General features: G+C 67.9%; 24 protein-coding genes. 6 read left to right on the forward strand and 18 right to left on the reverse strand.

The window, feature by feature from the left end; all coding sequences use genetic code 11:
- Positions 1-64: 64 nt before the first annotated feature.
- From BFE01S_RS08580 to BFE01S_RS08615, 8 genes are all read right to left on the reverse strand, one after another.
- Positions 65-1,987: a PrkA family serine protein kinase gene (locus tag BFE01S_RS08580; protein WP_028225127.1), complete on the reverse strand. Its 1,923-nt coding sequence runs from the start codon at positions 1,985-1,987 to the stop codon at positions 65-67.
- 654 nt (positions 1,988-2,641) lie between these two features.
- A complete protein-coding gene (locus BFE01S_RS08585) occupies positions 2,642-3,403 on the reverse strand; it encodes a 2-keto-4-pentenoate hydratase (RefSeq protein ID WP_028225128.1) in 762 nt (253 codons plus the stop codon).
- 368 nt (positions 3,404-3,771) lie between these two features.
- A complete protein-coding gene (locus BFE01S_RS08590; protein WP_028225129.1) occupies positions 3,772-5,622 on the reverse strand; it encodes a methyl-accepting chemotaxis protein in 1,851 nt (616 codons plus the stop codon).
- Positions 5,623-5,867: 245 nt separating this feature from the next.
- Positions 5,868-6,908, reverse strand: coding sequence for a LacI family DNA-binding transcriptional regulator (locus BFE01S_RS08595; RefSeq protein ID WP_028225130.1), 1,041 nt, complete (start codon positions 6,906-6,908; stop codon positions 5,868-5,870).
- A gap of 220 nt (positions 6,909-7,128) precedes the next feature.
- A complete protein-coding gene (locus BFE01S_RS08600; protein ID WP_028225131.1) occupies positions 7,129-8,175 on the reverse strand; it encodes an ABC transporter permease in 1,047 nt (348 codons plus the stop codon).
- Positions 8,172-9,857: a sugar ABC transporter ATP-binding protein gene (locus BFE01S_RS37955; protein ID WP_084169654.1), complete on the reverse strand. Its 1,686-nt coding sequence runs from the start codon at positions 9,855-9,857 to the stop codon at positions 8,172-8,174. The genes BFE01S_RS08600 and BFE01S_RS37955 overlap by 4 nt, the downstream gene beginning before the upstream one ends.
- Before the next feature lie 394 nt (positions 9,858-10,251).
- The gene (corA, locus tag BFE01S_RS08610) at positions 10,252-11,229 is read right to left on the reverse strand and encodes a magnesium/cobalt transporter CorA (protein ID WP_028225132.1); all 978 of its coding nucleotides are present in this window, start codon (positions 11,227-11,229) and stop codon (positions 10,252-10,254) included.
- A gap of 160 nt (positions 11,230-11,389) precedes the next feature.
- Positions 11,390-11,836 carry a hypothetical protein gene (locus tag BFE01S_RS08615; RefSeq protein WP_028225133.1) on the reverse strand — a complete coding sequence of 149 codons (447 nt, stop codon included), beginning with the start codon at positions 11,834-11,836 and terminating at the stop codon, positions 11,390-11,392.
- Between the two features lie 221 nt (positions 11,837-12,057).
- On the opposite strand from BFE01S_RS08615, the gene cydX reads away from it, so the two are divergent.
- Positions 12,058-12,198 (forward strand): cytochrome bd-I oxidase subunit CydX, encoded by a 141-nt coding sequence (gene cydX, locus BFE01S_RS41830; protein WP_052420822.1) that lies wholly within the window; start codon positions 12,058-12,060, stop codon positions 12,196-12,198.
- Positions 12,195-12,788: an AAA family ATPase gene (locus tag BFE01S_RS08625; protein WP_028225134.1), complete on the forward strand. Its 594-nt coding sequence runs from the start codon at positions 12,195-12,197 to the stop codon at positions 12,786-12,788. Before cydX ends, BFE01S_RS08625 begins: the two co-directional genes overlap by 4 nt.
- A 55-nt stretch (positions 12,789-12,843) precedes the next feature.
- Here the strand turns inward: BFE01S_RS08625 and BFE01S_RS08630 are convergent, their stop codons facing one another.
- Together BFE01S_RS08630 and BFE01S_RS08635 are read right to left on the reverse strand one after the other, a co-directional pair.
- Positions 12,844-13,956 (reverse strand): saccharopine dehydrogenase family protein, encoded by a 1,113-nt coding sequence (locus tag BFE01S_RS08630; RefSeq protein WP_028225135.1) that lies wholly within the window; start codon positions 13,954-13,956, stop codon positions 12,844-12,846.
- Positions 13,957-14,145: 189 nt separating this feature from the next.
- Entirely contained in the window at positions 14,146-14,610 is a 465-nt protein-coding gene (locus tag BFE01S_RS08635; RefSeq protein WP_028225136.1) for an Lrp/AsnC family transcriptional regulator, read from the reverse strand.
- A 240-nt stretch (positions 14,611-14,850) separates the two neighbouring features.
- Between BFE01S_RS08635 and BFE01S_RS08640 the strand changes: the two genes are divergently transcribed.
- Together BFE01S_RS08640 and BFE01S_RS08645 are read left to right on the forward strand one after the other, a co-directional pair.
- The gene (locus BFE01S_RS08640; RefSeq protein ID WP_028225137.1) at positions 14,851-15,381 is read left to right on the forward strand and encodes a Spy/CpxP family protein refolding chaperone; all 531 of its coding nucleotides are present in this window, start codon (positions 14,851-14,853) and stop codon (positions 15,379-15,381) included.
- 209 nt (positions 15,382-15,590) lie between these two features.
- Positions 15,591-16,025: a PGDYG domain-containing protein gene (locus BFE01S_RS08645; RefSeq protein ID WP_028225138.1), complete on the forward strand. Its 435-nt coding sequence runs from the start codon at positions 15,591-15,593 to the stop codon at positions 16,023-16,025.
- Positions 16,026-16,039: 14 nt separating this feature from the next.
- Here the strand turns inward: BFE01S_RS08645 and BFE01S_RS08650 are convergent, their stop codons facing one another.
- The 8 genes from BFE01S_RS08650 to BFE01S_RS08685 form a co-directional block, all read right to left on the reverse strand.
- Positions 16,040-16,405, reverse strand: a complete 366-nt coding sequence (locus tag BFE01S_RS08650; protein ID WP_028225139.1) for a DUF3022 domain-containing protein — start codon at positions 16,403-16,405, stop codon at positions 16,040-16,042.
- A 99-nt stretch (positions 16,406-16,504) separates the two neighbouring features.
- A complete protein-coding gene (locus BFE01S_RS08655) occupies positions 16,505-17,317 on the reverse strand; it encodes a YhfC family intramembrane metalloprotease (protein ID WP_028225140.1) in 813 nt (270 codons plus the stop codon).
- Positions 17,318-17,472: 155 nt separating this feature from the next.
- Positions 17,473-18,528 (reverse strand): LacI family DNA-binding transcriptional regulator, encoded by a 1,056-nt coding sequence (locus tag BFE01S_RS08660; RefSeq protein WP_028225141.1) that lies wholly within the window; start codon positions 18,526-18,528, stop codon positions 17,473-17,475.
- Positions 18,525-19,490 (reverse strand): 2-hydroxyacid dehydrogenase, encoded by a 966-nt coding sequence (locus tag BFE01S_RS08665; RefSeq protein ID WP_028225142.1) that lies wholly within the window; start codon positions 19,488-19,490, stop codon positions 18,525-18,527. Before BFE01S_RS08665 ends, BFE01S_RS08660 begins: the two co-directional genes overlap by 4 nt.
- Positions 19,487-20,791: an MFS transporter gene (locus BFE01S_RS08670; protein WP_028225143.1), complete on the reverse strand. Its 1,305-nt coding sequence runs from the start codon at positions 20,789-20,791 to the stop codon at positions 19,487-19,489. Before BFE01S_RS08670 ends, BFE01S_RS08665 begins: the two co-directional genes overlap by 4 nt.
- Positions 20,792-20,859: 68 nt before the next feature.
- Entirely contained in the window at positions 20,860-21,840 is a 981-nt protein-coding gene (locus BFE01S_RS08675) for a sugar kinase (RefSeq protein WP_028225144.1), read from the reverse strand.
- A gap of 38 nt (positions 21,841-21,878) precedes the next feature.
- On the reverse strand, positions 21,879-22,670 hold the full coding sequence (locus BFE01S_RS08680) for a TIM barrel protein (RefSeq protein ID WP_028225145.1): 792 nt from the start codon (positions 22,668-22,670) through the stop codon (positions 21,879-21,881).
- 183 nt (positions 22,671-22,853) lie between these two features.
- Positions 22,854-23,777 carry a LysR family transcriptional regulator gene (locus BFE01S_RS08685; protein ID WP_028225146.1) on the reverse strand — a complete coding sequence of 308 codons (924 nt, stop codon included), beginning with the start codon at positions 23,775-23,777 and terminating at the stop codon, positions 22,854-22,856.
- 142 nt (positions 23,778-23,919) lie between these two features.
- Between BFE01S_RS08685 and BFE01S_RS08690 the strand changes: the two genes are divergently transcribed.
- The gene (locus tag BFE01S_RS08690; protein WP_028225147.1) at positions 23,920-25,002 is read left to right on the forward strand and encodes a YeiH family protein; all 1,083 of its coding nucleotides are present in this window, start codon (positions 23,920-23,922) and stop codon (positions 25,000-25,002) included.
- 231 nt (positions 25,003-25,233) lie between these two features.
- Complete coding sequence (locus tag BFE01S_RS08695) at positions 25,234-25,983, forward strand: glutathione S-transferase (RefSeq protein WP_028225148.1); 750 nt, start codon at positions 25,234-25,236, stop codon at positions 25,981-25,983.
- The last annotated feature ends 127 nt before the right edge of the window (positions 25,984-26,110 follow it).

The raw sequence follows: 26,110 nt of genomic DNA on the forward strand, positions 1-26,110 counted from the left end.
TGCTGCTGGGGCGGCGGTGCGGGCGGACGGTAAAGCCTCGTCGTTCATGACGTCACACGGCCACTTACGACGACTTGCGCACACGCAGATACCAGTCGCACAGCAACCGGACCTGCTTGGGCGTGTAGCCCTTCGCCACCATGCGGTTGACGAAGTCTTCATGCTTGCGTTGCTCTTCCGCCGATCCTTTCGCATTGAACGAGATGACCGGCAAAAGTTCTTCCGTATTCGAGAACATCTTCTTCTCGATCACCACGCGCAGTTTCTCGTAGCTGATCCACGCGGGATTCTTGCCCGCGTTGGCCGCGCGCGCGCGCAGCACGAAGTTGACGATCTCGTTGCGGAAGTCCTTGGGGTTGCTGATGCCCGCGGGCTTCTCGATCTTCTCCAGTTCGGCGTTGAGCGCCGCACGGTCGAAGCTTTCGCCCGTGTCGTGGTCGCGGAACTCCTGGTCCTGAATCCAGAAGTCGGCGTAGGTCACGTAGCGATCGAAAATGTTCTGCCCGTATTCCGAATACGACTCGAGGTAGGCGGTCTGAATCTCCTTGCCGATGAACTCGGCATAGCGCGACGCCAGCACGTCCTTCACGAACGAGAGGTACTTCTGCTCGGTTTCCGGCGGGAACTGCTCGCGCTCGATCTGCTGTTCGAGCACGTACATGAGGTGCACCGGATTCGCAGCCACTTCGGTGGAGTCGAAGTTGAACACGCGCGAGAGAATCTTGAACGCGAAACGCGTGGAAACCCCGTTCATGCCTTCGTCGACGCCGGCGAAGTCGCGGTACTCCTGGTACGACTTCGCTTTCGGATCGGTGTCCTTGAGGTTTTCGCCGTCGTACACCTGCATCTTCGAAAAGAGGCTGGAGTTCTCCGGCTCCTGCAGGCGCGTGAGCACTGCCATCTGCGCCATCATCTTGAGCGTGCCCGGCGCGCACACGGCGTCGGCCAGCGACGAGTTGCGCAAGAGCTTGTCGTAGATCTTCATCTCTTCCGAGTAGCGCAGGCAATACGGCACCTTGACCACAAAAATACGGTCGAGCAGTGCCTCATTGTTGCGGTTATTGCGGAATGCCTTCCACTCCGACTCGTTCGAGTGCGCGAGGATGATGCCGTTGAACGGAATCGCGCCGAATCCTTCGGTGCCCTTGAAGTTGCCTTCCTGGGTGGCCGTGAGGAGCGGGTGCAGCACCTTGATCGGCGCCTTGAACATTTCGACGAATTCGAGCAGACCCTGATTCGCCAGGCACAGGCCGCCGGAGTAGCTGTACGCGTCGGCGTCGTCCTGCGCGTACTGTTCGAGCTTGCGGATGTCGACCTTGCCGACGAGCGACGAGATGTCCTGATTGTTCTCGTCGCCAGGCTCGGTCTTCGCAATGCCGATCTGACGCAGGATCGACGGATAGCGGCGCACCACGCGGAACTTGCGGATGTCGCCGTTGTATTCGTGCAGGCGCTTGACTGCCCACGGGCTCAGGATGCTTCGCAGATAGCGCCGCGGGATGCCGTACTGCTCTTCGAGAATGGGGCCGTCTTCGTCGTAGTCGAAGAGGCCGAGCGGCGACTCGTTCACGGGCGATCCCTTGATCGCATAGAACGGCACGCGCTCCATGAGCTGTTTCAGACGCTCGGCGATGGAGGACTTGCCGCCGCCCACCGGACCGAGGAGATAGAGGATCTGCTTCTTTTCTTCGAGGCCCTGCGCTGCGTGACGGAAATACGCGACCACCTGCTCGATCACGTCCTCCATCCCGTAGAACTCGCGGAACGCCGGGTACACCTTGATGACCTTGTTGGCAAAGATGCGCGACTGGCGGGGATCGTTACGGGTATCGATCTGTTCGGGTTCGCCGATTGCCGTCAGCATGCGTTCGCCAGCCGTGGCGTACGCACTGGGATCTTCTTTGCAGAGCGCGAGATACTCCTCAAGCGAGAATTCTTCCTCTCGCGTTTTTTCGAAGCGGTTCGCGAAGCTGCTATAGATATCCATGCTACCTCCTCGCTAGATCTGCGACCGATATCGTGCGCGGCGCGCTCATCGTAAACGACATCGCTCGAATTCATCCTAAACCCTTTTGAATTTTTTTTCACAGAGAAATCGCGCCGGATGCGTGAGGAAAATTCGGGCTTGGAGGGGCACCGTTTTACGTCTTACAATGATCTTCCGGACAGGCGCAAGATTCAGACCGGCGATGTGTTCAAAGGCGCACGGTTCGGCCAGGTCGGCACCGGTTGCCGACGCTTTGGCAGGCAGGCCGCCTCTTCATCGAACGTGCGCCGCATACCGGGGCCCCGCGCGCACATCTGCCTCACTCCCCATCGTCAATCCGCTTTGTCGCTGCGTTGTTGTCACATTGTTGTCTTCGCGCGTCACTGTTCGTTTTTTCCACTGTTACGCGTCGAATGTGCCGGTGCCGGTGCCGGTGAGTTGGTACGGATTGGCGCGTGCGCGGTGCATCGCGCGCAGCCCTTCTAGCGTAGTGGTTATCCCTCTGGGAGAAACCGGTGCGCGCGACACCTCGCGCATGCCGCCGCCGCGCGTCGGCGAGACGCAAGCGAGCGGGCGTAAAAAAAGCCGTCGCGCATTGCGCCGACGGCTTTCGCCCCACCTTCCGGCAGCGGCGCGCTCCACGCGCCGCGTGCCTCAGACGAACTCGATCTCCACCTCGCCCAGCCCGTCGATATGGCCGCGCAGGATGCCCGGCTTGTCGATCCGGTGCGCGCCCACGTAGGTGCCCGTCGTCACGGTCCATTCCGGCTCGATGGTAATACCCATGGCCGCGCAGTGGTTGACGAACCAGACCAGCAGCTCGCGCGGGTCGCCGGCCGGATTGCCGGGCGCTTCGGGCACGAGCGACACGCCGTCGAAGGTCAGTTCGAGCTCGGGCGCCACGAAGTCCAGCGAACGCGCGAGCGTGCTGTAGGGCTGCGCGTGGCCCGTCACCAGTGCGCCGTTGTTCTGCGCATCGGCAAGCTGCGCGAGCGGCGCGACGTTCGGCCATTCGGCAAAGCGGCTATCGACGATCTCGATGGTCGGCAGGATCTGCCCCACCCGCGCGAGCACTTCGTCGCGGGCGTAGGCGTCGGCGCGCGGCGGGATCGGCTCGGCGAAGCGAAACGCGATCTCCAGTTCGACCAGCACGCGAAAGAAAGCATGGCGCTCGAGCCGGGCGGGCGACGCATGGATCACCGGCGCGGGAATGGGCGCGCCCGAAGTCGGGCCGCCCGGCGACTTTGCGCCGACCTTCCAGCCGCCCGTGGTGGTGCCGAGGCCCGCGATCACGGCCTGCTGGATCGCGTAGGCCGTGGCCGCGTCGGGCGGCAGACGCTCGGGCGCCACCGTCTCGATCGGCTGATGCCGGCGGCGCGCATTCACGAGGCGTTGCGCGAGATCGTCATGCGTCATGTCTGGGTCCTCTTGTGCCGTCCCGCGCGGCTCATGCCGGGTTCGAGGCGCGGCGGGCGGTCGCTGTATCGGTGGTTATCGGCCGTATTCCGGGTCTGGACGTCTTGCCGCCGGCAGGCCCCGTGCCGGTGCACGGCAGGCAAAGGGGCTTGCGGCGGACGCTGAAGCGCGCAGTGTACCTTGGCACAACGGCCGCGCTCATGACACCACCCGCCAATGTACCGTAACCGCGATGCCCTGGCGTGCGCGCTACCGTCCGGCCAATGAAAAACGCCGCTGCGGCGCAGCGGCGTTGCGAGGAAGCGGGCTGCCCGGCGGCCTGAAGGCAAACGTTAGCTGTCGGCCGGCCAACCGGCTTGGGCCGGCACTTAGAACGTTTCCCAGTCGTCGTCGTTGCCGCCCGCTGCGGCGGATGCTGCCGCGGGCGCTGCAGCCGCGGTGGTGGCTGCCGTGGCACGCGTAGCGGGCCGGGTGGCCGGGCGCGCAGCTGCCTTCGCAGCAGGAACGGGAGCGGGAGCCGCAGCCGGTGCGACCGGAGCCGCCGGCTTCGCAGCCGCCGATGCCGCCGCAAAGGTGACGGCGGCCGACGTCACCGCGCGAGCCGCAGACGCACCGCGCGCTGCCACCCCTGCCGGTTTAACCGCGGCGCCGAAGCCCGCTGCGAAAGCGCCCGAACCGGTGTCGTCGAGGCTGAACACCGCGACAGCGGTACGCAGGCGGCTCGCCTGGTCTTCGAGCGACTGCGCCGCGGCGGCGGCCTCTTCCACCAGCGCCGCGTTCTGCTGCGTCACCTCGTCCATCTGCGTGACGGCGCGCGCCACCTGGTCGATGCCGCCCGACTGTTCCTGCGAGGCAGCCGCGATCTCGCCCATGATGTCGGTCACGCGCTGCACCGCCGCGATAATGTCGCCCATCGTGCGTCCGGCTTCGTCCACGAGCGCCGAGCCCGTCTGCACGCGCTCGACCGAGGTGTCGATGAGCGCCTTGATCTCCTTGGCCGCCGCCGAGGAGCGCTGGGCGAGGCTGCGCACCTCGCCCGCCACCACGGCGAAGCCGCGCCCCTCCTCGCCCGCGCGCGCCGCTTCCACGGCCGCGTTGAGCGCGAGGATGTTGGTCTGGAACGCAATGCCTTCGATGATCGTGATGATTTCGGCAATCTTCGCCGAGCTCTGGTTGATGTCGCCCATCGTGCCCACCACCTGGCTCACGACGGCGTTGCCCTTGTTGGCGATCTCCGAGGCGTTGGCGGCGAGCGCGCTCGCCTGGCGGGCATTGTCGGCGTTCTGCTTCACGGTGCCGGTGAGCTGCTCCATGCTCGATGCCGTTTCCTGCAGCGCCGTGGCCTGCTCTTCCGTGCGCGAGGACAGGTCGATGTTGCCCGCCGCGATCTGGCGCGTGGCCGTGGCGATCGATTCGGTGCCTTCGCGCACGGTACGCACCGTGTCGATCAGGCTGCGCTGCATCTTCGCGACGCCATTGAGCAGGTCGCCCATTTCGTCGCGGCGGCGCACGCTCACCGAGCGGCGCAGGTCGCCGGCGGCAATCGCGTCGAAATGCCCGAGCGCTTCGCCCAGCGGCTCGGCAATGGCCCGGCGCAGCGTGAAGAACGAAAACACCGCCGCGCCGATGCCGAACAGGAGCGCCACGATGCTCGCCAGGCGCAGTTCGTCATGGGCCGCCTGCGCGGCTTCATAGCCCTGTTGCGCCTGCTGGCTTTGCAGGTTGTCGAGTGCTTCGTCCGCTTTGGCGAGCGTGTCGTAGGTGGCCTGCATGGCCTTGGCGCCTTCGATGAGCTTCGTCGAGTCACCGGCCGCCACCGTCGCGGCGAACGCGTCGGCGGCCTGATGCAGCGCGTCGCGCCGCGCGGCCACCTCGTCGGCAAGGCGGCCTTCGTCCGCATCGCGCGGCAGGTCGAGATACTTCTTCCACCAGCTATCCGAAATGACGCGCATCCCCCGCGCGCGCTCGAGCGTCGGTGCGGCATCGGGCGTGCCGATCTCGTAGCCCGCGCGATCCAGCACAAGGCGCTCGCGCGCGGCAAAGAGTTCGGCCATGTTGATGGCCCGCGCGCTGGGCATCTGGTTGGCGTAGGTGTCGAGGTACGCGTCGTTGGCTCGTTGGAGGCCGAGCAGCCCCAGCGCACTGATGACGGCGACGAGCGTCGCCAGAAACGCCATCGTGATCCCGATGCGCGCCTTGATGCTGATGCCTTTGTTCATGTCCCTCCCGTCCGTATCGTTATGGCGCCGGTCTGACCGCCGCTATGCGAGCCGAAGCTCTAAATATCGTTTACGGCAAACGTTTTGGGAGACTTGAAAAAAGTAAATTGTCAGAAGATATGAACGGAGGGCGGCGGCAATAATTACAAAAAGCCGACGTGCTCGATGTCGGCCCGGGAGCGTCGGCTGCGGCGCCCCCCGTGGCCGGCGAAGTGGGCAAAAACGGGTCGCAAGACCGGCCCGGCTCAGGCCGCGAGCGAGCGCAGGCCGGCCGCGTCGGCCAGCACCGCCGTCGATTCGCGCGCGATGAGGCGCGGCGCCATCACGCGGCGGCGTCCCGGGCCCGGGGTGGCTGGCACGGCGCCCGAAATCCGCTCGATCAGCGTGAGCGCCGCCATCTCGCCCAGCGCGCGCACCGACTGCCCGACGGTCGAAAGCGTCGGCCACGTGAAATGGCCGAATTCGATGTCGTCGAAGCCGATCACCGAGAAGTCGCCCGGCACCGAGAGGCCCCGTTCGGCGGCCGCGCGCAACGCGCCGATCCCCATCATGTCGTTGCACGCGAAGATGGCCGTCGGCCGCACGCCGTCGAGCAGCTGCGCGGCCGCGCGATAGCCGCCCGTGCCCGAGAAGTCGCTCTCCACGATCGCGCCCGGCCCGATCTCGATGCCGCGCTCGGCCATCGCGCGCAGGAAGCCATGCACGCGCATCGCGCTCACCGCGGTCGAGACCGGCCCCGTGATGCAGCCGATGCGCGAATGCCCGAGCTCGATCAAATGCCGCGTGGCAAGCCAGGCGCCGCGCTCGTGGTCGATCTGCACGAGATCGGCCGCGAGCCCCTCGATGTTGCGGTCCACCACCACGAGCGGCTCGCGCGCGTCGGCCAGCGTCTCGGCCAGCACCGCGTCCTCGCCCGCCGACGCCACGATCAGCCCGTCGATGCGCTTTTCCTGCAGCACCCGCAGGTAGTTGCGCTGCTTGACGGGATCGTCGTCCGAGTTGCAGAAGAACACGCAGTAGCCCTTCTTCGCGCAGCCGTCCTCCACCCCGCGCGCCAGCTCCGCGAAGTACGGATTCGTGCCGTTGGGCACGAGCAGCCCGACGGTCGCCGTCGCGCGCGCCTTGAGCGAGCGCGCCACGGCCGAAGGCACGTAGTGCAGCTCGCGGATCGCGCGCTCGACCTTCGCCCGCACGTCGGCCGAAACCGGCCGCGAGTTGTTGACCACATGCGACACCGTCGTGAACGACACCCCCGCCACGGCGGCCACATCCTTGATCGTCGCCATTTTTCTGTTGCTCCTGCCTGGTTCACTACTTGTTCCAGCCGCACCGCCTGGCCGTTCCCGCCTGGCACCTGCCGGGCACCCGCCTGCTGCCCGCAAGGCGCCCCAGAGGCACCCCAGAGGCACCCATCCCGCCCCCCGCCTCGCCACGGCGGGCGCCGCGACGCGGCCAAAGCCCTCAACGGTCCGCCCCCGTGGCGGCCCGCGCCCTCATCCGATTGTTTTATGTCCTGCGCCGGCCGCCCTTGCGGCTGCGGTACGTGTCGAGCACGACCGCCACCACAATCACGGCGCCGGTGATGATGCGCTTCGTCGGCTCGTTCGCGCCGATCTGCGCGAGCCCCGCCGCGAGCACCGAAATGATCAGCACGCCGAAGAACGTGCTGATCACCGAACCCCTGCCGCCCATCAGGCTCGTGCCGCCGATCACCACGGCTGCGATCACCTGAAGTTCGAGCCCGTCGCCCGCGTTCGGATCCGCCGCTTCGAGCCGCGAAATCTGGAACAGCGCGGCGAGCCCCGAGAGCGCGCCCATGAGCGCGAACACGATCACCTTGTAGGGCCGCGGATCGACGCCCGCAAGCCGCACCGCCTCCTCGTTCGTGCCGATGCCGATCAGATACCGCCCGAACACCGTGCGCGTGAGCACGAGCTGCGCGATCACCATCACGGCCACCGCGATCAGGAACGCGGGCGAAATGCCGAAGGCGATCGGGTTCGAGAGAAAGTCGAACGCGTCGCCGATATAGGCCGTGCGCGAGTTCGTCATCTGGTAGGCGAGCCCGCGCGCGGCTTCGAGCACGCCCAGCGAGACGATGAACGACGGAATGCGCCAGCCCACCGTCACGGCCCCCGTGAGCGTGCCGGTGGCGGCCGCGGCCACGAGCCCGACGAGCGCGGCCGGCAGCGCGCCCCAGCCCCACTTGAGCGAGGCCACGCTCACCACCGAAGCGCCCAGCGCCAGCACCGAGCCGACCGAAAGATCGATGCCCGCGATGATCAGCACGAAGGTCATGCCCACCGCCATCACGACGAGATCGGGAATCTGGTTCGCGATCGTGCTGAACGTGTCGTAGGTCAGGAAGTGCGAGCTCAGGACCGAGAACAGCACGATCATCGCCACGAGCGCGAGTGCGAGGCCCAGGTAGTTCGAGAAGGCAAAACGCGTACCCGCCGGCCGGCCGCTCGCCGCAGCGACGGCAGGATCGCCGCTCCTTGCCTCCGACGAGCCCGGCCCAGCCGGTTGCCCGCGCAACGGTTGATTCGTCATGGCCTCACGCTCTCCTGTGGCTCGTCCGGCGGCCGCTTGTGCCCGGCGTATGCGCCCGCGCCATCCGGCACGTCGTCGCCGTCGGGCAGATCCGCCGCGTCGGCAAGCAGCGCGTCCTCGGCGCGGTAGCCCGCGAAGGCGGCGCCCAGCAACGCATCCTGCGTCCACGCGCCGCGCTCGAAGATCGCCGTCATGCGCCCCGCCGACATCACGCCGATCCGGTCGCAGATCAGCATCAGTTCGCGCAGATCGCTCGACACCACGACGAGCGCGCGCCCCTCGCGCGCGAGCGCCCCCATGAGCGCATAAATCTCGAAGCGCGCACCGATGTCGATGCCGCGCGTGGGTTCGTCGAAGAGCAGCACGCGCGCCTCGCTGCTGATGCCGCGCGCCAGCCAGCGGCCGATCACGACCTTCTGCTGGTTGCCGCCCGAGAGCTCGCCCACGGCCTGGCCCGGGCCGGCCGTGCGGATGCGCAGCGCCTCGATCTGCTCGCGCGCGAGCGCGTTCTCGCGGCCCGCGTCGATCACGCCGTAGCGCGATACGGCGCCGACGTTGCCGAGCGTCACATTCGCGGCGACCGGCTGCGGCAGCAGCAGCCCCTCGCCCTTGCGGTCCTCGGTGATGAGCGCGATGCCGAGCCGCACGGCGTCGCCCGGCGCGTCGATCTTCACGACCACAGGGGCGGCCCCCGGCTGCGGCGCGAGCGCGACACTGCCGCGATCCTTCGGGTCGGCGCCGTAAATGAGCCGCATCAGCTCGGTGCGCCCCGCGCCGATCAACCCCGAGATGCCGAAGATCTCGCCCGCGCGCACCTCGAACGAGACGTCGCGCACGGCGCTCGCACGGCCGAGGCCCTCCACCTTCAGGAGCGGCGCCCCGATGCGGCGCTCGCCCAGATCGATCTGCTCGCCCAGTTCCCGGCCCACCATCAGCGCGACGATGCGCTCGGGCGTGAGGTTCGCCATCGAGTCCACGCGCACGAGGCGCCCGTCGCGCAGCACGGCCACGCGCTGCGCGATGCGCTCCAGTTCTTCGAGCCGGTGCGAGATGTACACGAGCGCCACGCCGCGCGCCCGCAAGCGCGCGATCTGCTCGAACAGCAGCTCGACCTCGCGGCCCGTCAGCATGGCCGTGGGCTCGTCGAGAATCAGCACGCGCGTTTCGCCGATCAGGTTGCGCGCGATCTCCACAAGCTGCTGGTGGCCGATGCCGAGCTCGCCCACCGGCGTATCGGGGTCGATCGCCTCCAGCCCCACCTGCGCCATGGCCGCGCGCGCGTCCTCGCGCAGGCGCCGCCGGTCGATCCAGCCCGGGCGCCATCCGCCTGCGCGCGGCAAATGATTGAGAAAGAGGTTCTCCGCCACCGAAAGCGTGGGCAGCAGGTTCAGCTCCTGCATCACCATGCGCACGCCGAGCGCTTCGGCCTCGCGCCGGCTGCCCGGCGCATAGGGACGGCCCAGCAGCGTCATGCTGCCGGCGCCGGGATCGGTGAGGCCGCCGATGATCTTCGAGAGCGTGCTTTTGCCCGCGCCGTTTTCGCCCGTGAGCGCCAGCACCTCGCCAGCATGAAGGGCGAGGCTGACGTCGGCGAGCACCGGCTGCTCGTAGGTTTTGCCGACGCCCGTGACCGCAAGCACCTTATGGGAGGCGGACGTTACGTCGGGGGCAATTGCATCCATCACGATCCTGTTGGGCCTGGGGCCGTGCGCGGCGGGTGCCAGCCGGCTCACGCAGCGCACGTACCGGCCGGCTCCCCGTGCTGGCCTGTGCGGCTTGGCGGCGAGCATTGCGGCACTGCGGCGATCCCGCTTCGCCGGCCGCACCGCTCTTCTCACCTTCACCGTACGAATAACGGCCACACAGCGCATTTCTTGAGCGGCTACTTCATTGGGAGCACCAAATTTTCCTGGTGAGCGGCCCGGCGCCGCGCCCGGGCACGCCGTTGCGGGCGGCGCGCCTAGCGGCGCACAGGCAAACGTTTGCGACGGACCATTCTGGTGGGCGCGCCGCCGCACTGTCAACGAAACCTGCTGCTGCAATGCACAGCGCATCGCGCGCCGGGCACCGCCCCGCTCAGAGCCAGCCTGCGCGCCGGAACAGGAAGAACAGGATCACGTCGATGGCCGCCATCACGCCGAGGCAGACCGGATAGCCGTAGCGGTAATGCAGTTCGGGGATCTCCTGGAAGTTCATCCCGTAGATGCCCGCGATCATGGTGGGCACCGCGAAGAGCGCAGCAAACGAGCCGAGCCGCTTGGTCACCTCGCTCTCGGCGAGCGAGATCATGCCGAGGTTCACCTGGATCGCCGTGACGATCATTTCGCGGCGCGCGTCGATCACGTTGGACACGCGCACGAGGTGGTCGTAGACATCGCGGAAATACGCCTGCATGCCGACGCAGATCTGCGGAATGCGGCCGCCGACGAGCTTGCCCACCGCCTCCACGAGCGGCGAGATGTGATGCTGGAGAATCACGAGCCGGCGCTTGAGCGAATAGAGATCCTCGATGATCGCGCGCGAGGCCGCGGCGCCGTGCTTCTCGAAGATGCGGTCTTCGAGCTCCTCGATCTCGCCCGAGAGCACGTCGAGCACGGGCATGTAGCGGTCCACCACGCTGTCGATGAGGGCGTAGAGCACGAAGCCCGCTCCCTCCGTGAGCAGATCCGGCTCGCGTTCGCAGCGCGCGCGCACGTCCTGGAAGCCCTGCTGCGTCCGGTGGCGCACCGAGAGCACGAAGTTGCGCCCCGCGAACACGTTGACCTGGCCCATGACGAGTTCGCCGTCGTCGCCGATCTCGATGGTGTGGAACACGGCAAAGAGGGTGTCGCCGTACTCCTCGATCTTCGGGCGCTGGTTGCCGTTCATGACGTCTTCGATGGCGAGCGCGTGCAGGTCGAACTCCTCCTGCATCGTGGCCATCTCGGCCGCGTCGGGGTCCTTGAGCGCGACCCATACGAAGCACTCGGGTTTGGCGAGATAGTCGCTGATGTCTTCGACGGCGACGTCGCCCAGTTTCTTGCCGCTCTGATAGGCGGCGCAATTGATCAGCATGGTGTTTTTATCCTGGCGGCGGGCGTGGGCCGCCTGACCTGCAGGGGTTCGGGCCCGCCACGGTGCGGTCTGGGCGGATGCGCAGGACTGACCGCCTCGCGCGGCGCCGGTTCCCTCTGCTGCAGGGCCGCAGCCACAGCATCCCCAGGATGCGCCGGCTTCACTGCGCCACCCGGCGGATCTGGATGCGGTGCTCCTTGTCGAACCAGACGCTCGCGCGGTTCGTATAGCGCGCATCGACGAGGAAGCGCAGCTCCACCACGGGGTCGAACTGCGTCGTCACGCCGATGCGGTGCACGCCCGGGCTCAGGTAGAACACCACGTGCTCGCCGTTCATCAGGTCGGTCACGTGCTGGCCGTCGAGATAGACCGGCGCGTCGCGAAACCGAACGATCACGTCCGAGCCGCGCTCGCGCCGCACGTCGACGGCCACGAGGCCCGGAGCGGGCTGCGTGTACAACGGTATCAGGATGCGCCCGGCCGGAACCGGCTTGAACGGCACAGGCGTGGGCGGCTCCTGCGCACAGCCGCCCAGCGCGAAGGCAAGCACGGCGCATGCCGCGAAGGCGAGCGTCTTGAGCGAGGCATGGAACACGCGCGATGGCATGGGCGCTTCCCCTGTGTGTGTCGGTTTGTGTGAGCCTGGGCAGGTCTTTGTGAGCCGGTCCGTTGCCCCGGCGCAGGCCGCCGGTTCGCCGCGGCCACTGCCGATGGTATATGCTTCGTGCAGGATACGGCAGCGGTTTGGCCTGTTGGGCCGCCAAAGCGCCGCTATCGTCAGTTCCAGGCGGGCAGTTCCGAACGGAAACGAACCGGGAGACGAATGCAATGTGGTACTTCTCGTGGATTCTAGGCATCGGCGTGGCGCTCGGCTTCGGCATCATCAACGCCATGTGGCTCGATGCGAACGGCAAGATCACGAACGGCCAGGGCGAACCGGCCGGCACGGAGCCCGGACGCCGCGCGTGACGCGGCTCGTTTTTCTGTGCGGCCATGCCGGCACCGGCAAGACCACGGTCGCGAAGCGCCTGCTCGTCCCCCTGAGCCGCGCCACCGGCGAGCCCTTCTGCCTGCTCGACAAGGACACGCTGTACGGCCGCACCGGCGCCGCCACCCTGGCCGCGCTCGGGCAGGACCCCAACGACCGGGACAGCCCCCTCTTCCTCGAGCATTTGCGCGACCCCGAATACCTCGGGCTCATCGACACCGCGCGCGAAAACCTCGCACTGGGCGTGAGCGTGCTCGCGGTCGCGCCGCTTTCGCGCGAGATCCGCGAGCGGCGGCTTTTCGACCGCGCGTGGCTCGCCATCGCGCCCGATGCGATAGTGAAGGTGGTCTGGGTGGAGACTTCCGAGGAAGCGGCGAAAAGCCGTATCGTCGCGCGCGCCCATCCGGGCGACGCGTACAAGCTCGCGCACTGGGACGACTACCGGCAGCGCCGCTTCACGCCCGCTACCGAGGCGCTGGAGGGTGTCATCGTGTTCGACAACACGGCGCCCGCCGAGGCCGACTTCGACGCGCTGCTTGCGCGCCTCGCGGAGGAAAGGCCGCCGGCCTGAGCGGCGCGGCCCCTTTCCCCGGCGCTTTTACTGCCCTTCTACTGTCCGGCGACGCTCAGACCGCGGCGGCCTGGGCGAAAGCGCGCGCGTCGAGCGTCGCGCCTTCATAGACCTGCCCGAACCGGTTCGCGAGGAACTGGTCGAGCGACACCTGCTCCTGGCGCACGAAGCCCTTCTGCGGCAGCTTCTTCTCGCGGAACATGTCGAGCACCGCGCACATCGCGCCTGCCGTGGTGATCTGGATCGCGCTCATCGGCACGCCGCACACGGTCTTCGCGAAAATCTTGCGCGTGAACACTTCCTGCACGAGCTGGCCGTCGCGCATGCCGGTCACGGTCATGAAGATCAGCACGACGTCCTGCTCGGTGGCCGGCACCGAACGGCGCATGATCGACTTGAGCGTGTCGCGGTCGGTGGCAAGGCGCAGGTCTTCGAGCAGGAACTGCATCAGGTTGCGGTGGCCCGGATAGCGCACCGACTTGTAGTCGAGCGACTCCACCCGCCCGGCCAGCGTCTCGCACAGCGTGCCAAGGCCGCCCGAGGTGTTGAACGCTTCGTACTCCACGCCGTCGAGCGAGAAGTGCTCGAGGCCTTCCAGCGGCTGCACCCACTGCGTGCGGCTGTCGCGAATCGCCTCGCACGGCTGGCAATACTCGTTGATGAGGCCGTCCACGCTCCACGTGAGGTTGTACTTGAGCGCGTTGGTGGGGAACTGCGGCAGTGCGCCCACGCGCATCTTGACGTCGCGGATCTCGGTGAAGCGGCTCGCCAGCGCGTGCGCCGCGATGCCGATGAAACCGGGCGCGAGGCCGCATTGCGGCATGAAAACGTGGTCGGCGCCCTCGGCGAGGGTGCGGATCGCGTGCGTCGCGCGCACGTCCTCGGTGAGGTCGAAGTAATGGACGCCCGCGCCCTTCGCTGCGGACGCAACGTTGACGGCGAGGTAATACGGCAGCGCATTGACGAGGGCGTCGTAGCCCGAGAGCGCGCCGCGCAGGGCCGCGGCATCGGCCGAATCGACGCGCTCGACGCGAATGCCGTCCGCGGCGATCTTTTCGAGCGCCTTCGGGTCGCGGTCGAAGGCGGCCACTTCGTAATCCCCGGTCTCGCGCAGCATGTGTGCAATGGTGTGGCCGATGAGGCCGGCGCCGGCAATCGCGACTTTCATTTTGCATCTCCTTTGTTCTGGGGTCCTGGGCGCGCGGCGCCCGCTGACCCCAAGTCTAGGGAGGTGCCAGTACGGTTCATAGACACAAAATGCTGCGTTCCGACCATGGAATTCGACGATTTGACGAACACTTTCGTCGAAATGTCGCATCGAGTCCGCCAGGCGAGGCGCAGCGCATGAAGCGAGGCCCTAGCCCATGACCGAGCCGCGGTCGATCTTGCGGGCGAGCACAATGGAGGTCGTGGTGCGCTCGACGCCCGGCATGCCGCCAATCTGGTCCAGCAGATCGTTCAGACGGTCGGGCGTTTCCGCGCGCACCCAGGCGACGTAGTCGTACTCGCCGCTCACGGCGCAGAGCAGTTGCACCTCGGGCAGCTTGCCGAGGCGCTTTTGCACGTCGGGACCGTGCCGCGGCGCGATGATGAGCCCCACCCACGCCTGCAGGCTCGCATCGAGCACGTCCTGCCCCAGACGCACGCCGTACCCCGCAATCACCTGCGAGCGTTCAAGCCGCGCAATGCGCGCGAGCACCGTGGTCCGCGCCACGCCCAGGCGCCGGGCAAGGTTCGCAACGCTTTCGCGCGCATTCTCCTGCAGCAGCGCAACGAGGCTGCGGTCGAGGTCGTCGAGCTGATCGAGGCGCGGAGGTCTCATCGATGAAAGGGTTTCCGGTGCGTGAAAATGGCGCCATTATCGCCCCGCGGCGCGGCCCCGGGCGTGCCGCCCGCCTTCGTTGCGGCACATTTCGGACGGTTTCCGGGCGTTTCACTTGTAAGCAGTTGTCGCACAACGGCCGCAATGGCCCGGTATCGTGGTACTAATATCGGGTGCAATCAATACGGTATTGCGCCTTACCGCTACGAAACGAGCTACGAAACGATCCAAGGAGCAACAATGAAGAAAGCTTTCGTCGTCCTTGCCGCCGCACTGTCGATGAGCGGCGCCTTCGCACAAACTGCCGCTTCCTCGGCCCAGCCGTCGTCGGCAGCCGTCGAAGCACACGCTGCCCAGCACGAGCAGCGTGTCGAGGAGCGCATCAACTACCTGCACTCGGCGCTGAAGATCACGCCCGACCAGGAGTCGCTGTGGAAGACCTTCGCCGACCAGATGCGCAGCAACGGCCAGACCATGGCCGACCTGTACAAGCAGCGCGCAGAAGGCGAGAACACGCGTAACGCGCTCGACGACATGAAGCAGTACGCTCAGCTCTCGCAGGCCCACGCGGAAGACATGCAGAAGCTCGTAACGGCATTCGAGCCGCTCTACAACAGCTTCTCGGCCGACCAGAAGACGCTTGCCGACAAGACCTTCCGCCACGGCCAGCCGCCGGCCGGCAAGGGTGCCGCGCATCCGAAGCACAAGAGCAAGCCGAAGGCCGCGCCGGCCAGCGACGCCGCAGCGGCTAGCGCCCCGGCTGCGCAGTAAAGGCCCGGCAGGGCAATCCAGGCAAGGCGCGCGGGCAACCGCGCACCTTGCTGCCGCGAAGCGCACCGCAAGACGTGCAACGCGGCCGGAATCAAGGTACCCTTGCGGACCGCGCGACGGCCGGGCACGATTGCCCGGCCGTCGTCCTTTCCGGAACCGTCCTGGAATACCCGGAACACGATTTTTGCAGCCGGTCCGCTGCCGCCATCATGATCGAACTGACCCAACTCGACCTGCGCACCGATCCCGCCGCTCAACGCTTCGTCAAGGACGAAACCGTGGGCGTGGTCTTTGCCGCCGCGCCCGGCGAGCTGCTGAGCCTCGAAGGCCCGAACCGCTACGCGCAGGGCGACGCCATCATTACGGGCGCCACCGGCGAACGCTGGGTGGTCTCGCGCGAGCGTTTCGACGCGAAGTACTTCCCCGCCGACGCCGCGCTCGCGCACGGCGAGCCCGGCGCCTACCGCAACCGTCCCACCGTGGTGCTCGCAAGGCACATGGACGCGCCGTTCACGATCGTCCGCTCCGCGGGCGGCGACCGCCTCACGGGCGCGGCGGGAGACTGGGTCATGCAGTACGCGCCCGGCGACTACGGCATCACGAAGGCCGAGCGCTTCGCCAAGGTCTACCGGCTCGCCGACTGAGCCGCGCAGCGGACTCAGGCAAACTCCTCGTCCAGCGCCAGCGTCACTTCCCGCTCCACCGTTTCGCCTTTGGCGTGCTGTTCTTCGAGCGAGCCGATGGTCGCTTCCACGTAAGCCCGCAGCACGGCAAAACTGCGAGCCCGGTGCCGCGCGGGCAACGCGCGATAACGGGCGAGCGCGGCCGGCGCAATCGCAATCGTCAAGGTCATGCGGCGTGCCACCGAGGCGAAGCGCATGGCCACCCAGTGCACGACGAGGCGCGGCGCGCCGTCCTCGGCGGCCTGCTCGGCAAAGCGCGTCTGGTCGGGGAACAGATCGGCGATCACGCGGGCGAGTTCCTCGAAATCGGGGCTCGCGCATTCAAACAGATAGGCTTCCATCGGTGCCAGTGAGAGAGTGAGAAAAGGCGCCGGGCGGCAGCGGAAAATGCCGGCTTGTGTAGCCTGGGTGGCTTGAGCGGCTTATGTAGCTTATGTAACTTACGCAGCCTGCGCCGCGGCGCGCGTCGGCCGGCACACGCGCCACAGCACGACGGCAAGCACGATCGCCCCCACCGCATAGGTGCCGTCCACGGCGAGCAAGGGCAGCAGGCCCGCCTGAAACAGGGCGGCGGGCACGTCGCTCAGCGCATGCAGCACCACCGCAAGCGGCAGGATACCCTTCCATCCGGCACGCACGCCGCGCCACATCAGCACGGAAAAACCGATCTGGAACACGAACGCCGCCGTGCGCTCGACCGCGAACACCCCGGCCAGCAGCGGCGTGATGTTGGCGAGTATCAGATGAACGCGCAACACCCCTTCCATCGAAAGGTTGGAAAGATGCTCGTCCAGTTCGCCGCGGTTGGCGAGCACGGCGAACACGATCCATTGCAGTTGCACGAGCACGCCCACGAGCCAGGCTTCCGCCCCGCCGTGGCCGATGCCGTAACCCAGCCCCGTGCTGTCCGCCGGGGCCGTGGTGGCGCGGTTCGTGCGCCGGGCGATCATCCGCATGGCGATGTAGCGCCCCACCTCCTCGCACACGCCGGCCGCGAGCGTCCCGTAGGCCACGAACGCGACCGGATTGGCCAGCAGCGCGCCGGCGGTATCGGGATTGTCGTGCAGGACATAGCCGTTGAGCGCGCGCTCGATCACTGTCGCGAAGAGCGCGAACACCGCGATGCCCGAGACCGCGTCGCGCCAGTCGAGCGCATAGGGCCGGCGCAGCCGCCGGTACACCAGCACGGGCAAGGCGGCGACGAAGAGCGTCGCGAGCGAGAGGCACAGCAGCGTGATCGGGGCTACGGTCATGGGGATCCTTATGACATCCGGCAACATCCGGCGCGCACCGCCGCGCGCCGCAGCCCGAATCATCGCAGATATCGGGACCGGTGCGCAGCCCTGGGCACCGCCCCCAATGAATGCGGCCCGTGGTCCTCAGCGGCAGGCGCGGGTTAGGCGACGGGTTAGGCGCCCGCCGCGCCGCACGTGGATTCGCGCGCCACGAGCTCGCCCTCGAACGCCGCCGAGCGCGCCGCCACGGCCGCGCCTTCGATGCGCTCGTGCAGGAACTCCACGGCGCGATAGCCGATTTCGCGCGTGGGCTGGCGGATCGTCGTAATCCCTGCCAGCTCGGCCCACTCGGGGTCGTCGATGGCGATGAGCGCCACGCGCCGCTGCCATTGCGCACCGAGGCGCCCCTTCAGATGCAGCGAAAGGCGCAACGCCACCGGCGCGTTCGCCGCAAAGAGCGCGCTGCGTGCCCCGCGTCGCGCGGCGGCGTCCAGATCGGCGTCGAGCGCGGCGAGCGCCGCCTCGGCGGCTTCGTCGTCGTGCAGGTCGAGCACGCGCGTCGTACTGCGCACCTGCGGCGCCGCGCCCAGCGCCTCGCGAAACGCCGCCTCGCGCTCGCGCCGCGAGCTCACGTGCTCGAACGGCTGTACGACGAACGCGATGTCGTCGTAACCCTGCGCGAGCAGATGTTCGACCGCCAGACGCGCAGCCGCGCCGTTGTCGAGTCCGACGACGTCGGCATCGAGCCCATCGACGGTCCGGTCGATCAGCACGGCCGGAATGCCGCCGCTGCCCACGGGCTTGAGCATCGCCTCGCGCACGCCGAGCGCGTTGACGATCACGCCCTCCACCCGATAAGTCGTGAGCAGTTGCAGATAGCGCCGCTCCATATCGACTTCGTTCGCGGCGTGGCAGATGAGCGGCATGTAGCCGAGCGCGTGGCACGCCGCCTCCACGCCCTGCAAGACCTCGACCGAATACGGATTCGCGAGGTCGGCGATCAGCAGGCCGATCAGGCGGTTGCGGCCGCGCTTCAGGCCGCGCGCCATCTGGTTGGGCCGGTAGTCGAGCCGCTTGATGGCGGCTTCGATGCGCGCGCGCAAATCCGGCGAGAGCACCGACAGTTCGCCGTTCAGATAGCGCGAAATGCTAGTCTTGCCCGTGCCCGCTTCGCGCGCGACGTCGCTGATGGTCGCGCGGCGCGCGCTCAGGTCGGTGCCGGCGCTCATTGCGCGAGCACCTCGCGGTTGACGATGTTGCGCTCGAGCGTCCCGCCCAGGGCGGCCACGAGGTTTTCGGCGGCGCAGCGCGCCATGGCGTGACGCGTTTCTTCGGTCGCCGAACCGATATGCGGCAGCGCCACGACGTTGGGCATGCGCAAGAGCGGCGAGTCCGCATCGACGGGCTCGCGCTCGAACACGTCGAGCCCCGCGCCGCGGATCGTGCCCGCTTCGAGCGCCGCGATCAGTGCCGGCTCGTCGACGGTCGCGCCGCGCGAAGCGTTGATGAGGATCGCGCTGCGCTTCATCTTCGCGAGTTGCTCCGCGCCGATCAGGTGGCGCGTTTGCGGCGTGAGCGGCACCTGCAGGCACACGAAGTCCGAGGCGGCGAGCAGCGCGTCCAGTTCCACGCGGCGCGCGCCGTAATCGCGCTCGGCGTCCGGGTTCGGGCTGCGGTTCGTGTAGAGCACCGTCATGCCGAAGCCGAGCGCCGCGCGCCGCGCCACCGCTGCGCCAATGCGCCCGAGCCCGACGATGCCGAGCGTTTTGCCCTGCACGTCCACGCCGTATTGCGCGGGCCCGATGCTGGCCTGCCACTGGCCCGCCTTGACCCAGTCGGCCAGTTCGACCACCCGGCGGGCACTCGCGAGAATGAGCGCGAACACCGTATCGGCCGTCGATTCGGTGAGCACGTCGGGCGTATGCGCGAGCACGATGCCGCGCCGCGTGAGGTCGGCCACGTCGAACTGGTCGTAACCCACCGAGATCGTCGAAAGCGCCTTCACGCGCGAGCCTTCGAGCATCGCGGGCGTGATCTTCACGCTCGCGCCGATGGCGCCGTCGGCATCGGCGAGCGCCGCCGCGAGCGCGCCCGGCGCATCGGGATCGACGAAGACGAGCTCGGCGTGTTCGCGCAGATAGTCGGCCACGTCGGTGGGCAAAGTCTTGTAAGCAACGATTCTGTTTGTCATGTCCGTGATTTTCCGTGCAGCGGCGCAGCCGTGAAGCCGTTCGAGCCCTGGGCGTTCCCGCGCTGCGGCTTCACCGCAAACGTGAGTCCGACCGCCACCAGCAGCGCCGCGCTCATGAACGCATAGGATGCCGCAGGCGAGCCCGTCGCGCCATTGAGATAGCCGACCACGTACGAGCCCACGAACGAGCCGAGCGCCCCCATCGCGTTGATGAGCGCCATCGCGCCGCCCGACACGTTCTTCGGCAGCAGCTCCGGCACGATCGCGAAGAACGGGCCATACGGCGCGTACATCGCGGCGCCCGCCACCACGAGGAGCGCATACGAGATCCAGAAGTGCGTGGAACCCAGCGCATACGAGCACGCGAACGCCAGGGCGCCGATCAGGAGCGAGGGCCACACGAACACGCGGCGCGCGTCGAGCTTGTCCGCGGCCCACGAGACCGCGAGCATCGCGAGGGTCGCCGCGAGATACGGCAGCGCCGAGAGCCAGCCCGTTTCTACCATGCCGAGCGACGAACCGTTCTTCACGATCGAGGGCAACCACAGCACGAAGCCGTACACGCCGATGCTCCAGCAGAAGTACAGTGCGGCGAGCAGCATCACGGCCGGCGTGCGAAACGCTTCGGCGTAGTTGCGCATGGGCTTGATGCCGGCCTGCTCGGCCCGCATGGCAGCGTCGAGATCGCGCTTCTCCTGCTCCGAAAGCCAGCTTGCCTCGGCGGGCCGGTCGCGCACGAGGCACCACCAGCACACGGCCCAGACAACCGCCGGCACGCCTTCGGCGATGAACATATGGCGCCAGCCATAGGCGTGCACGAGATAGCCCGAGACCACCGACATCCACAGCACCGTAACGGGATTGCCGAGAATCAGGAACGTGTTCGCGCGCGAGCGCTCGCGCTTCGTGAACCAGTGGCTGATGAAGATGAGCATGGCCGGCATGACGGCGGCCTCCACCACGCCCAGCACGAAGCGGATCGCCATGAGCGAAGGCACGTTGGCGACGACACCCGTGAGCGCCGCGCAGCCGCCCCAGAGGATCAGGCTCATGAACACGAGCTTGCGCACGCTGCGGCGCTCGGCATACACGGCGCCCGGAATCTGGAAGAAGAAGTAGCCGAGGAAGAACAGCGCGCCGATCAGCGACGAGAGCCCCGGGCTGATGCCCAGATCGCGGTTGATGCCGGCAGCCGACGCGAAGCCGTAGTTCGCGCGGTCCAGATACGCGAGGCTGTACGTGATGAAGACGATCGGCATGATCGCCCACCAGCGGCGGGGAGCGAGTGAGGTTGAGGTCATCGTTGTCTCCTTTCGAGAGGCGGCGCGGTCGCGCCGCCGTCCTTTTTGGGGTGAATTACCCGCGCGGCTCAGGCCGCGTCTGCGTTCGCGTCCTGCGCTTCGAGGGCGTCGAGTTGCGCGCGCTGCGGCAGCCCTTCCGAGTCGCCGATCACCTGCACGGCCAGCGCGCCGATGCGATTGCCCCGCTCGACCGCCTGCGCCAGCGTGCGGCCCTCCAGCAATGCGGAGATCACGCCCACGGCGAAGCCGTCGCCCGCGCCCACCGTATCCACCACGCGTGCCACCGGCTGCGCTTTCACCACGCCCTGCTCGCCTTCGCTCGTGGCGTAGTACGCGCCCTGCGCGCCGAGCTTCACGACCACGCCGCGCGCCCCGCGCGCGAGGTAGAAGCGGGCGATGCTCGCCGGGTCGTCGGAGCCCGTCAGCACGAGGCCCTCGCTCACGCCCGGCAACACCCAGTCCGCGTAAGTGGCGAGTTCGTTGAGCGTCGCCACCATCTCTTCGCGCGAACTCCAGAGCGTGGGCCGCAGGTTCGGATCGAACGTGATGCTGCGTCCCGCCGCGCGCATTTCCCGTGCGAGCCTGAAGGCAAGCTCGCGCGAGGTGGACGAGATCGCCGGGGCCACGCCGCTCAGGTGCAAATGCCGTGCGCCGGTCACGTAGTCGCGCTCGAAATCGTAGGGCGAGAGGCGGCTCGCCGCCGAGCCGCGCCGAAAGTATTCGATGGCCGGATCGCTGCCGTCGTCGTTCTTCGACTTGAGCTGAAAGCCCGTGGGAAACCGCTCGTCGGTGCTCACGCAGCGCGCGTCGATGCCTTCCTGCGCCAGCACGTCGCGCACGAACTGGCCGAACGAGTCGGCGCCCACGCGGCTCATCCAGCCCACCTTGAAGCCGAGGCGCGCGAGGCCCGTCGCGACGTTCAGTTCCGCACCCGCCGCGCGCTTCGTGAAGTGCGCGACCTGCGCGAGCGGGCCGGTTTCGGTGGCAACGAACATCGCCATCGCTTCGCCGTAAGTGACGACGTCGAGGGATTCGGTCATGGAAGGCATTCCTGATTCGGGTCTGGAAAAAACGGGCGGTCGCGCGCTCAGGCGCCGGCGAGCCACGCGACGTAGCGCGCGGCATCGGCGCCGGGGCGCGCCGGATCGAAGGGAAACTCGATGCCGCGCGGCACATGGGGCGGCAGCAGCGCGAGGACGGCGCGGCACAGCGGATCGTCGGCGGCGGGGGCGGCGGCGTAGCGGCGCGCGCCCTCGCCCGCCACGGCCTTGCAGTGAATGTACTCGACGTGCGGCGCCAGGGCCGCCGCGGCCAGCAGCGGCGGCTCGCCCGGCCACTGCCAGTTGCCGATGTCGAAGGTCATGCCGATCGGGGTGCGGGGTTCATGCGGCTCGCCGTGCCCGCGCGATTGGCTCAATGCGCGAAAGAGCGCGACGAATTGCGCGAGCGAGCCGCCCGCTTCGAGCTGGCCGTTCTCGACCACCACGCGCAACATGCTGGCCGCCTGGCCCGCTTCGGCCAGCACCGCATTCAGGCGTTCGATCTGCGGATCGCGCGCAAAGCCGCCCAGTTGCAGTTTCACGAAGCGCGCACCGAGCAGGCAGCCGCAGTCGATGGCATCGCGCAGGGCCGCTTCGTCGAGCGCGCCGTGCGCGTCGTAGAGCGTGTCCGGCGTGGACCACACGGGCCACAGCCCCGCCGCCGCAATGGCCGCGCCGAGCGCGCGCAATGCGGCGGGCGATGCCTCGTCCATCAACTCGCGCCGCACTTCGAACGCCGCCGCGCCGGACTGTGCCGCCGCATCGATCCACGCGGCGTGACCGTCGCGCCGGATGGCTTCTACGCCGAATGCACTCGCTACGATTGCTACTTCTGTCATTGCCTTCGTCCTGTTGCTGCCGGGTGCTGCCTTCTTTGGAACCGGTTCCATTTCCGGCCCGAAAAAAAGCGCCTGCGCGCCCGATCGATGCGCGGATAGTGCGCTGTTCGGTCTCGCCTCGCTATCGTGGTAAGCCCTGGGTCGCTCCGCTGGCGGCTCAACTCGATTCGCCGCCGATTCGGTTCAATTGCCGCCGCCCGTGCCCGGCTCGGCCAGGCACAGTTCCAGAAAGCGCTGCGCGACACGCGAGGCCGCGCCCGCATGCGGCACGAGAATCGAGAAGCGCCGGGCAAGCGGCTCCGGCCCGACGCCGATCTGGCACAACGCACCGTCTTCATGCCGCATCGACATGGCCGAAACGAAACCGATGCCCATGCCCGCCCGCACCGCCTCCTTCACGCCCTCCACGCCCGCTATTTCGAGCGCCACGCGCATGGGCGCGGCCGCGCGCGCGAATGCACGCTCGACCATCTGACGCAAGCCCGACCCGTCCTCGCGCAGCACGAGCGGATAGTCGCCGAGCGCTCCAAGCGTGATGCGCTCCGCGCTCTTCCCGCCCTGGGCAGCGGCCTGAGCCGCAAGCGGATGCGCACGCGGCATGATCGCCACGATCTCGTCCTCGTGCCAGGGCTTCGCCACGGTGTCGGGCGGCAACTGCTCGCCCACCGGGCCTTCGATGAGCGCGATATCGAGCACCCCCAGCATGCCGACCACGTCCGACGTGTTGCCGCTCGTGGTTTCGAGCTTCACGTCCGGATAACGCCGATGAAACGCGGCCACGAGATACGGCAGCAGATAGCTCGCCGGCGTCGTGCTCGCGCCGATGCGCAGCGTGCCGCGCTCGAGACCGCGCAGCGCGTCGCGAAACGCGTAGGCGTCGCGCCAGCTGTCGCGCAGCCGCGCGGCGTAGGCGGCCAGTTGCTCCCCGGTGGGCGTGAGGCGCACGCCGCGGCCGTCGCGCTGATAGAGCGCCTCGCCGAATTCCTCCTGCAACAGGCGCAACTGGCCCGACACCGCGGGCTGCGAGAGGTGCAGAGCCTCCGCCGCCCGACTGATGTTGCGATGATCGGCGACGGCGGCGAACGTTATCAGTTGTTCCGGGGTCATGGCACTTAACTATCGATTCAGCTTATATTTTACGTCACAAATCACGATTTTTCATATCGATATACGTAAATTAGGATTAGCGCATTCGTTCGTTACCCGATTACCGCAGATTCACGCCATTCCAGGAATTCAAGAGGCGATCATGTCCACCCCGTCGTCAACGACCCTTGCGCATCAACCCTCCTCCACCCGCGGGCAGATCAACGGCGTCCTGTTCGTCGCGCTGTTCGCCGCGGCCGTCACGCGGCTCGCGGCCGTGCCCGCCATTGCCGGCCTGGGCCTGAGCCCGCTTATCGTCGGCATCGTCGCCGGCGCGATCTACGGCAACGCGCTGCGCGACGGCATGCCCGAAAGCTGGGCCGCGGGCGTCAACTTCTCCGCGCGCAAGCTCCTGCGCATCGCCGTGGCCTTCTTCGGGCTGCGCGTGAGTCTCCAGGAAATCGCCCAGGTGGGCGTGCCGGGACTCGTGGAATCGGCGGTGATCGTGGTGAGCACGCTCGCCATCGGCACCTGGGCCGGCATGAAGATCATGAAGCTCGACCGCGACACCGCCCTGCTCACGGCCGCCGGCAGCGCGATCTGCGGCGCGGCCGCCGTGCTCGCCTTCGAATCGACGCTGCAGTCGAAGCCGCACAAGAGCGCCATGGCCGTGGGCAGCGTCGTGCTGTTCGGCACGCTCTCGATGTTCCTCTACCCGGTGCTCTATCGCGCGGGCTGGCTTCATCTCGATACCCTCGGCGCCGGCCTCTTCTTCGGCGGCACGATCCACGAGGTCGCGCAGGTGGTCGGCGCGGCGAGCAACGTGAGCCCGGAAGCCACGCATATCGCCACCATCGTCAAGATGACGCGCGTGATGCTGCTCGTGCCGGTGCTGCTCGTGCTCGGCGTGTGGCTCAACCGCCCGGCGCGCGGCGCGAGCGCCCGGCATGGCCATGGCGCTCATGGCGGTGCGCGCAAGCTCGCGGTGCCCTGGTTCGCGCTCGGCTTCCTCGCGCTCGTGGTGGTGAACTCGCTGCATGTGCTGCCGGCGCCGGCCACGCAGACGCTCAACCTGCTCGATACCTTCGCGCTCACGATGGCCATGACGGCGCTGGGCATCGAAACCCGCATCTCGCAGATCCGCCAGGCCGGGCCGCGCGCACTCACTACGGGCTTCATCCTTTACGTGTGGCTGATCGGCGGCGGGCTGGCGATCACCTGGGCGGTGGAGCGGCTCTTCGCCTGAAGCGGCTTCGCTCGATATTCATCGGACCCGTGGCGCGCATGGCCGCCCCACCCCGATCCCGCTCCTGTGCGCCGGTCACGCCGGCGCCTCGCCCCGCCGCGTGCGGGGCTTTCTGCGTTTCGGGCCGGCCGCGCGGCGTGGCACGCCTTCAACAGGCGCGCGGGATGCGCGCGATACTGTCGCGTGCGGCCCGGTCCGCGGGCGGCGCACGTCATGGCAAAGGGGCGACCAATGGCATACGAACTGTATTACTGGGACGGCCTGCAGGGCCGGGGCGAATTCGTGCGGCTCGCGCTGGAGGAGGCGCAGGCGCCCTATGTCGATGTGGCGCGCGGGGCGAAGGCCGACGGCGAGGGCATCGGCGCGATGATGGCGGTGCTCGAGGGCCGCACCACGCCGCATCCGCAGTCGGTGCCGCCCTTTGCGCCGCCCTTTCTCAAGGACGGCGACCTGATCGTGCCGCAAACGGCGAACATCCTCTTCTACCTCGCGCCGAAGCTCGGGCTCGCGCCGCGCGACGAGGGCCTGCGCTACGTCGCGAACGGCCTGCAACTGACGATTGCCGATCTCGTGACCGAAGTTCACGACACGCATCACCCGATCGCGAGCCGGCTTTACTACGAGGACCAGAAGACCGAGGCAAAAGCGCGCGCCGCCGACTTCCTCGCGCACCGCATGCCCAAATTCCTCGGCTATTTCGAGCGCGTGCTCGCGCAGAATCCGGCCGGTCCGAAACACATGGTCGGCAACACGCTCACTTACGTCGATCTGTCGGTTTTCCAGATCGTCGAGGGGCTGCGCTATGCGTTCCCCAAGGCAACGAAGCCGCTCGCGGACCGCTACCCCCATGTGGTCGCGCTGCACGACGCCGTGGCCGTGCGCCCGCATATCGCGGCCTATCTCGCCTCCCCGCGCCGCCTGCCGTTCAACGAAACCGGCATCTTCCGGCACTACCCGGAACTCGACAAAGCCGCGCGCTGATCCGCGCACCCGGCCCGGCGTCGGCCGCAGCGCCGGACCCGGCCACGGTGCGCCCGGCCGGCCCGGCTGGCTTTCCCACCCGGCGCACCGGCTGCCCCCTCCTCATCGAGCCTTTTCCTCGCCGCGC

It is taken from the genome of Paraburkholderia ferrariae NBRC 106233, from assembly GCF_000685035.1.
GTDB lineage: Bacteria > Pseudomonadota > Gammaproteobacteria > Burkholderiales > Burkholderiaceae > Paraburkholderia > Paraburkholderia ferrariae.

Bases quoted from the DNA above. Each gene is read 5' to 3' on its own strand.
- BFE01S_RS08580 (WP_028225127.1), bottom strand. From the start codon at position 1,987: ATGGATATCTATAGCAGCTTCGCGAACCGCTTCGAAAAAACGCGAGAG.
- BFE01S_RS08585 (WP_028225128.1), bottom strand. From the start codon at position 3,403: ATGACGCATGACGATCTCGCGCAACGCCTCGTGAATGCGCGCCGCCGG.
- BFE01S_RS08590 (WP_028225129.1), bottom strand. From the start codon at position 5,622: ATGAACAAAGGCATCAGCATCAAGGCGCGCATCGGGATCACGATGGCG.
- BFE01S_RS08595 (WP_028225130.1), bottom strand. From the start codon at position 6,908: ATGGCGACGATCAAGGATGTGGCCGCCGTGGCGGGGGTGTCGTTCACG.
- BFE01S_RS08600 (WP_028225131.1), bottom strand. From the start codon at position 8,175: ATGACGAATCAACCGTTGCGCGGGCAACCGGCTGGGCCGGGCTCGTCG.
- BFE01S_RS37955 (WP_084169654.1), bottom strand. From the start codon at position 9,857: ATGGATGCAATTGCCCCCGACGTAACGTCCGCCTCCCATAAGGTGCTT.
- corA (WP_028225132.1), bottom strand. From the start codon at position 11,229: ATGCTGATCAATTGCGCCGCCTATCAGAGCGGCAAGAAACTGGGCGAC.
- BFE01S_RS08615 (WP_028225133.1), bottom strand. From the start codon at position 11,836: ATGCCATCGCGCGTGTTCCATGCCTCGCTCAAGACGCTCGCCTTCGCG.
- cydX (WP_052420822.1), top strand. From the start codon at position 12,058: ATGTGGTACTTCTCGTGGATTCTAGGCATCGGCGTGGCGCTCGGCTTC.
- BFE01S_RS08630 (WP_028225135.1), bottom strand. From the start codon at position 13,956: ATGAAAGTCGCGATTGCCGGCGCCGGCCTCATCGGCCACACCATTGCA.
- BFE01S_RS08635 (WP_028225136.1), bottom strand. From the start codon at position 14,610: ATGAGACCTCCGCGCCTCGATCAGCTCGACGACCTCGACCGCAGCCTC.
- BFE01S_RS08640 (WP_028225137.1), top strand. From the start codon at position 14,851: ATGAAGAAAGCTTTCGTCGTCCTTGCCGCCGCACTGTCGATGAGCGGC.
- BFE01S_RS08645 (WP_028225138.1), top strand. From the start codon at position 15,591: ATGATCGAACTGACCCAACTCGACCTGCGCACCGATCCCGCCGCTCAA.
- BFE01S_RS08650 (WP_028225139.1), bottom strand. From the start codon at position 16,405: ATGGAAGCCTATCTGTTTGAATGCGCGAGCCCCGATTTCGAGGAACTC.
- BFE01S_RS08655 (WP_028225140.1), bottom strand. From the start codon at position 17,317: ATGACCGTAGCCCCGATCACGCTGCTGTGCCTCTCGCTCGCGACGCTC.
- BFE01S_RS08660 (WP_028225141.1), bottom strand. From the start codon at position 18,528: ATGAGCGCCGGCACCGACCTGAGCGCGCGCCGCGCGACCATCAGCGAC.
- BFE01S_RS08665 (WP_028225142.1), bottom strand. From the start codon at position 19,490: ATGACAAACAGAATCGTTGCTTACAAGACTTTGCCCACCGACGTGGCC.
- BFE01S_RS08670 (WP_028225143.1), bottom strand. From the start codon at position 20,791: ATGACCTCAACCTCACTCGCTCCCCGCCGCTGGTGGGCGATCATGCCG.
- BFE01S_RS08675 (WP_028225144.1), bottom strand. From the start codon at position 21,840: ATGCCTTCCATGACCGAATCCCTCGACGTCGTCACTTACGGCGAAGCG.
- BFE01S_RS08680 (WP_028225145.1), bottom strand. From the start codon at position 22,670: ATGACAGAAGTAGCAATCGTAGCGAGTGCATTCGGCGTAGAAGCCATC.
- BFE01S_RS08685 (WP_028225146.1), bottom strand. From the start codon at position 23,777: ATGACCCCGGAACAACTGATAACGTTCGCCGCCGTCGCCGATCATCGC.
- BFE01S_RS08690 (WP_028225147.1), top strand. From the start codon at position 23,920: ATGTCCACCCCGTCGTCAACGACCCTTGCGCATCAACCCTCCTCCACC.
- BFE01S_RS08695 (WP_028225148.1), top strand. From the start codon at position 25,234: ATGGCATACGAACTGTATTACTGGGACGGCCTGCAGGGCCGGGGCGAA.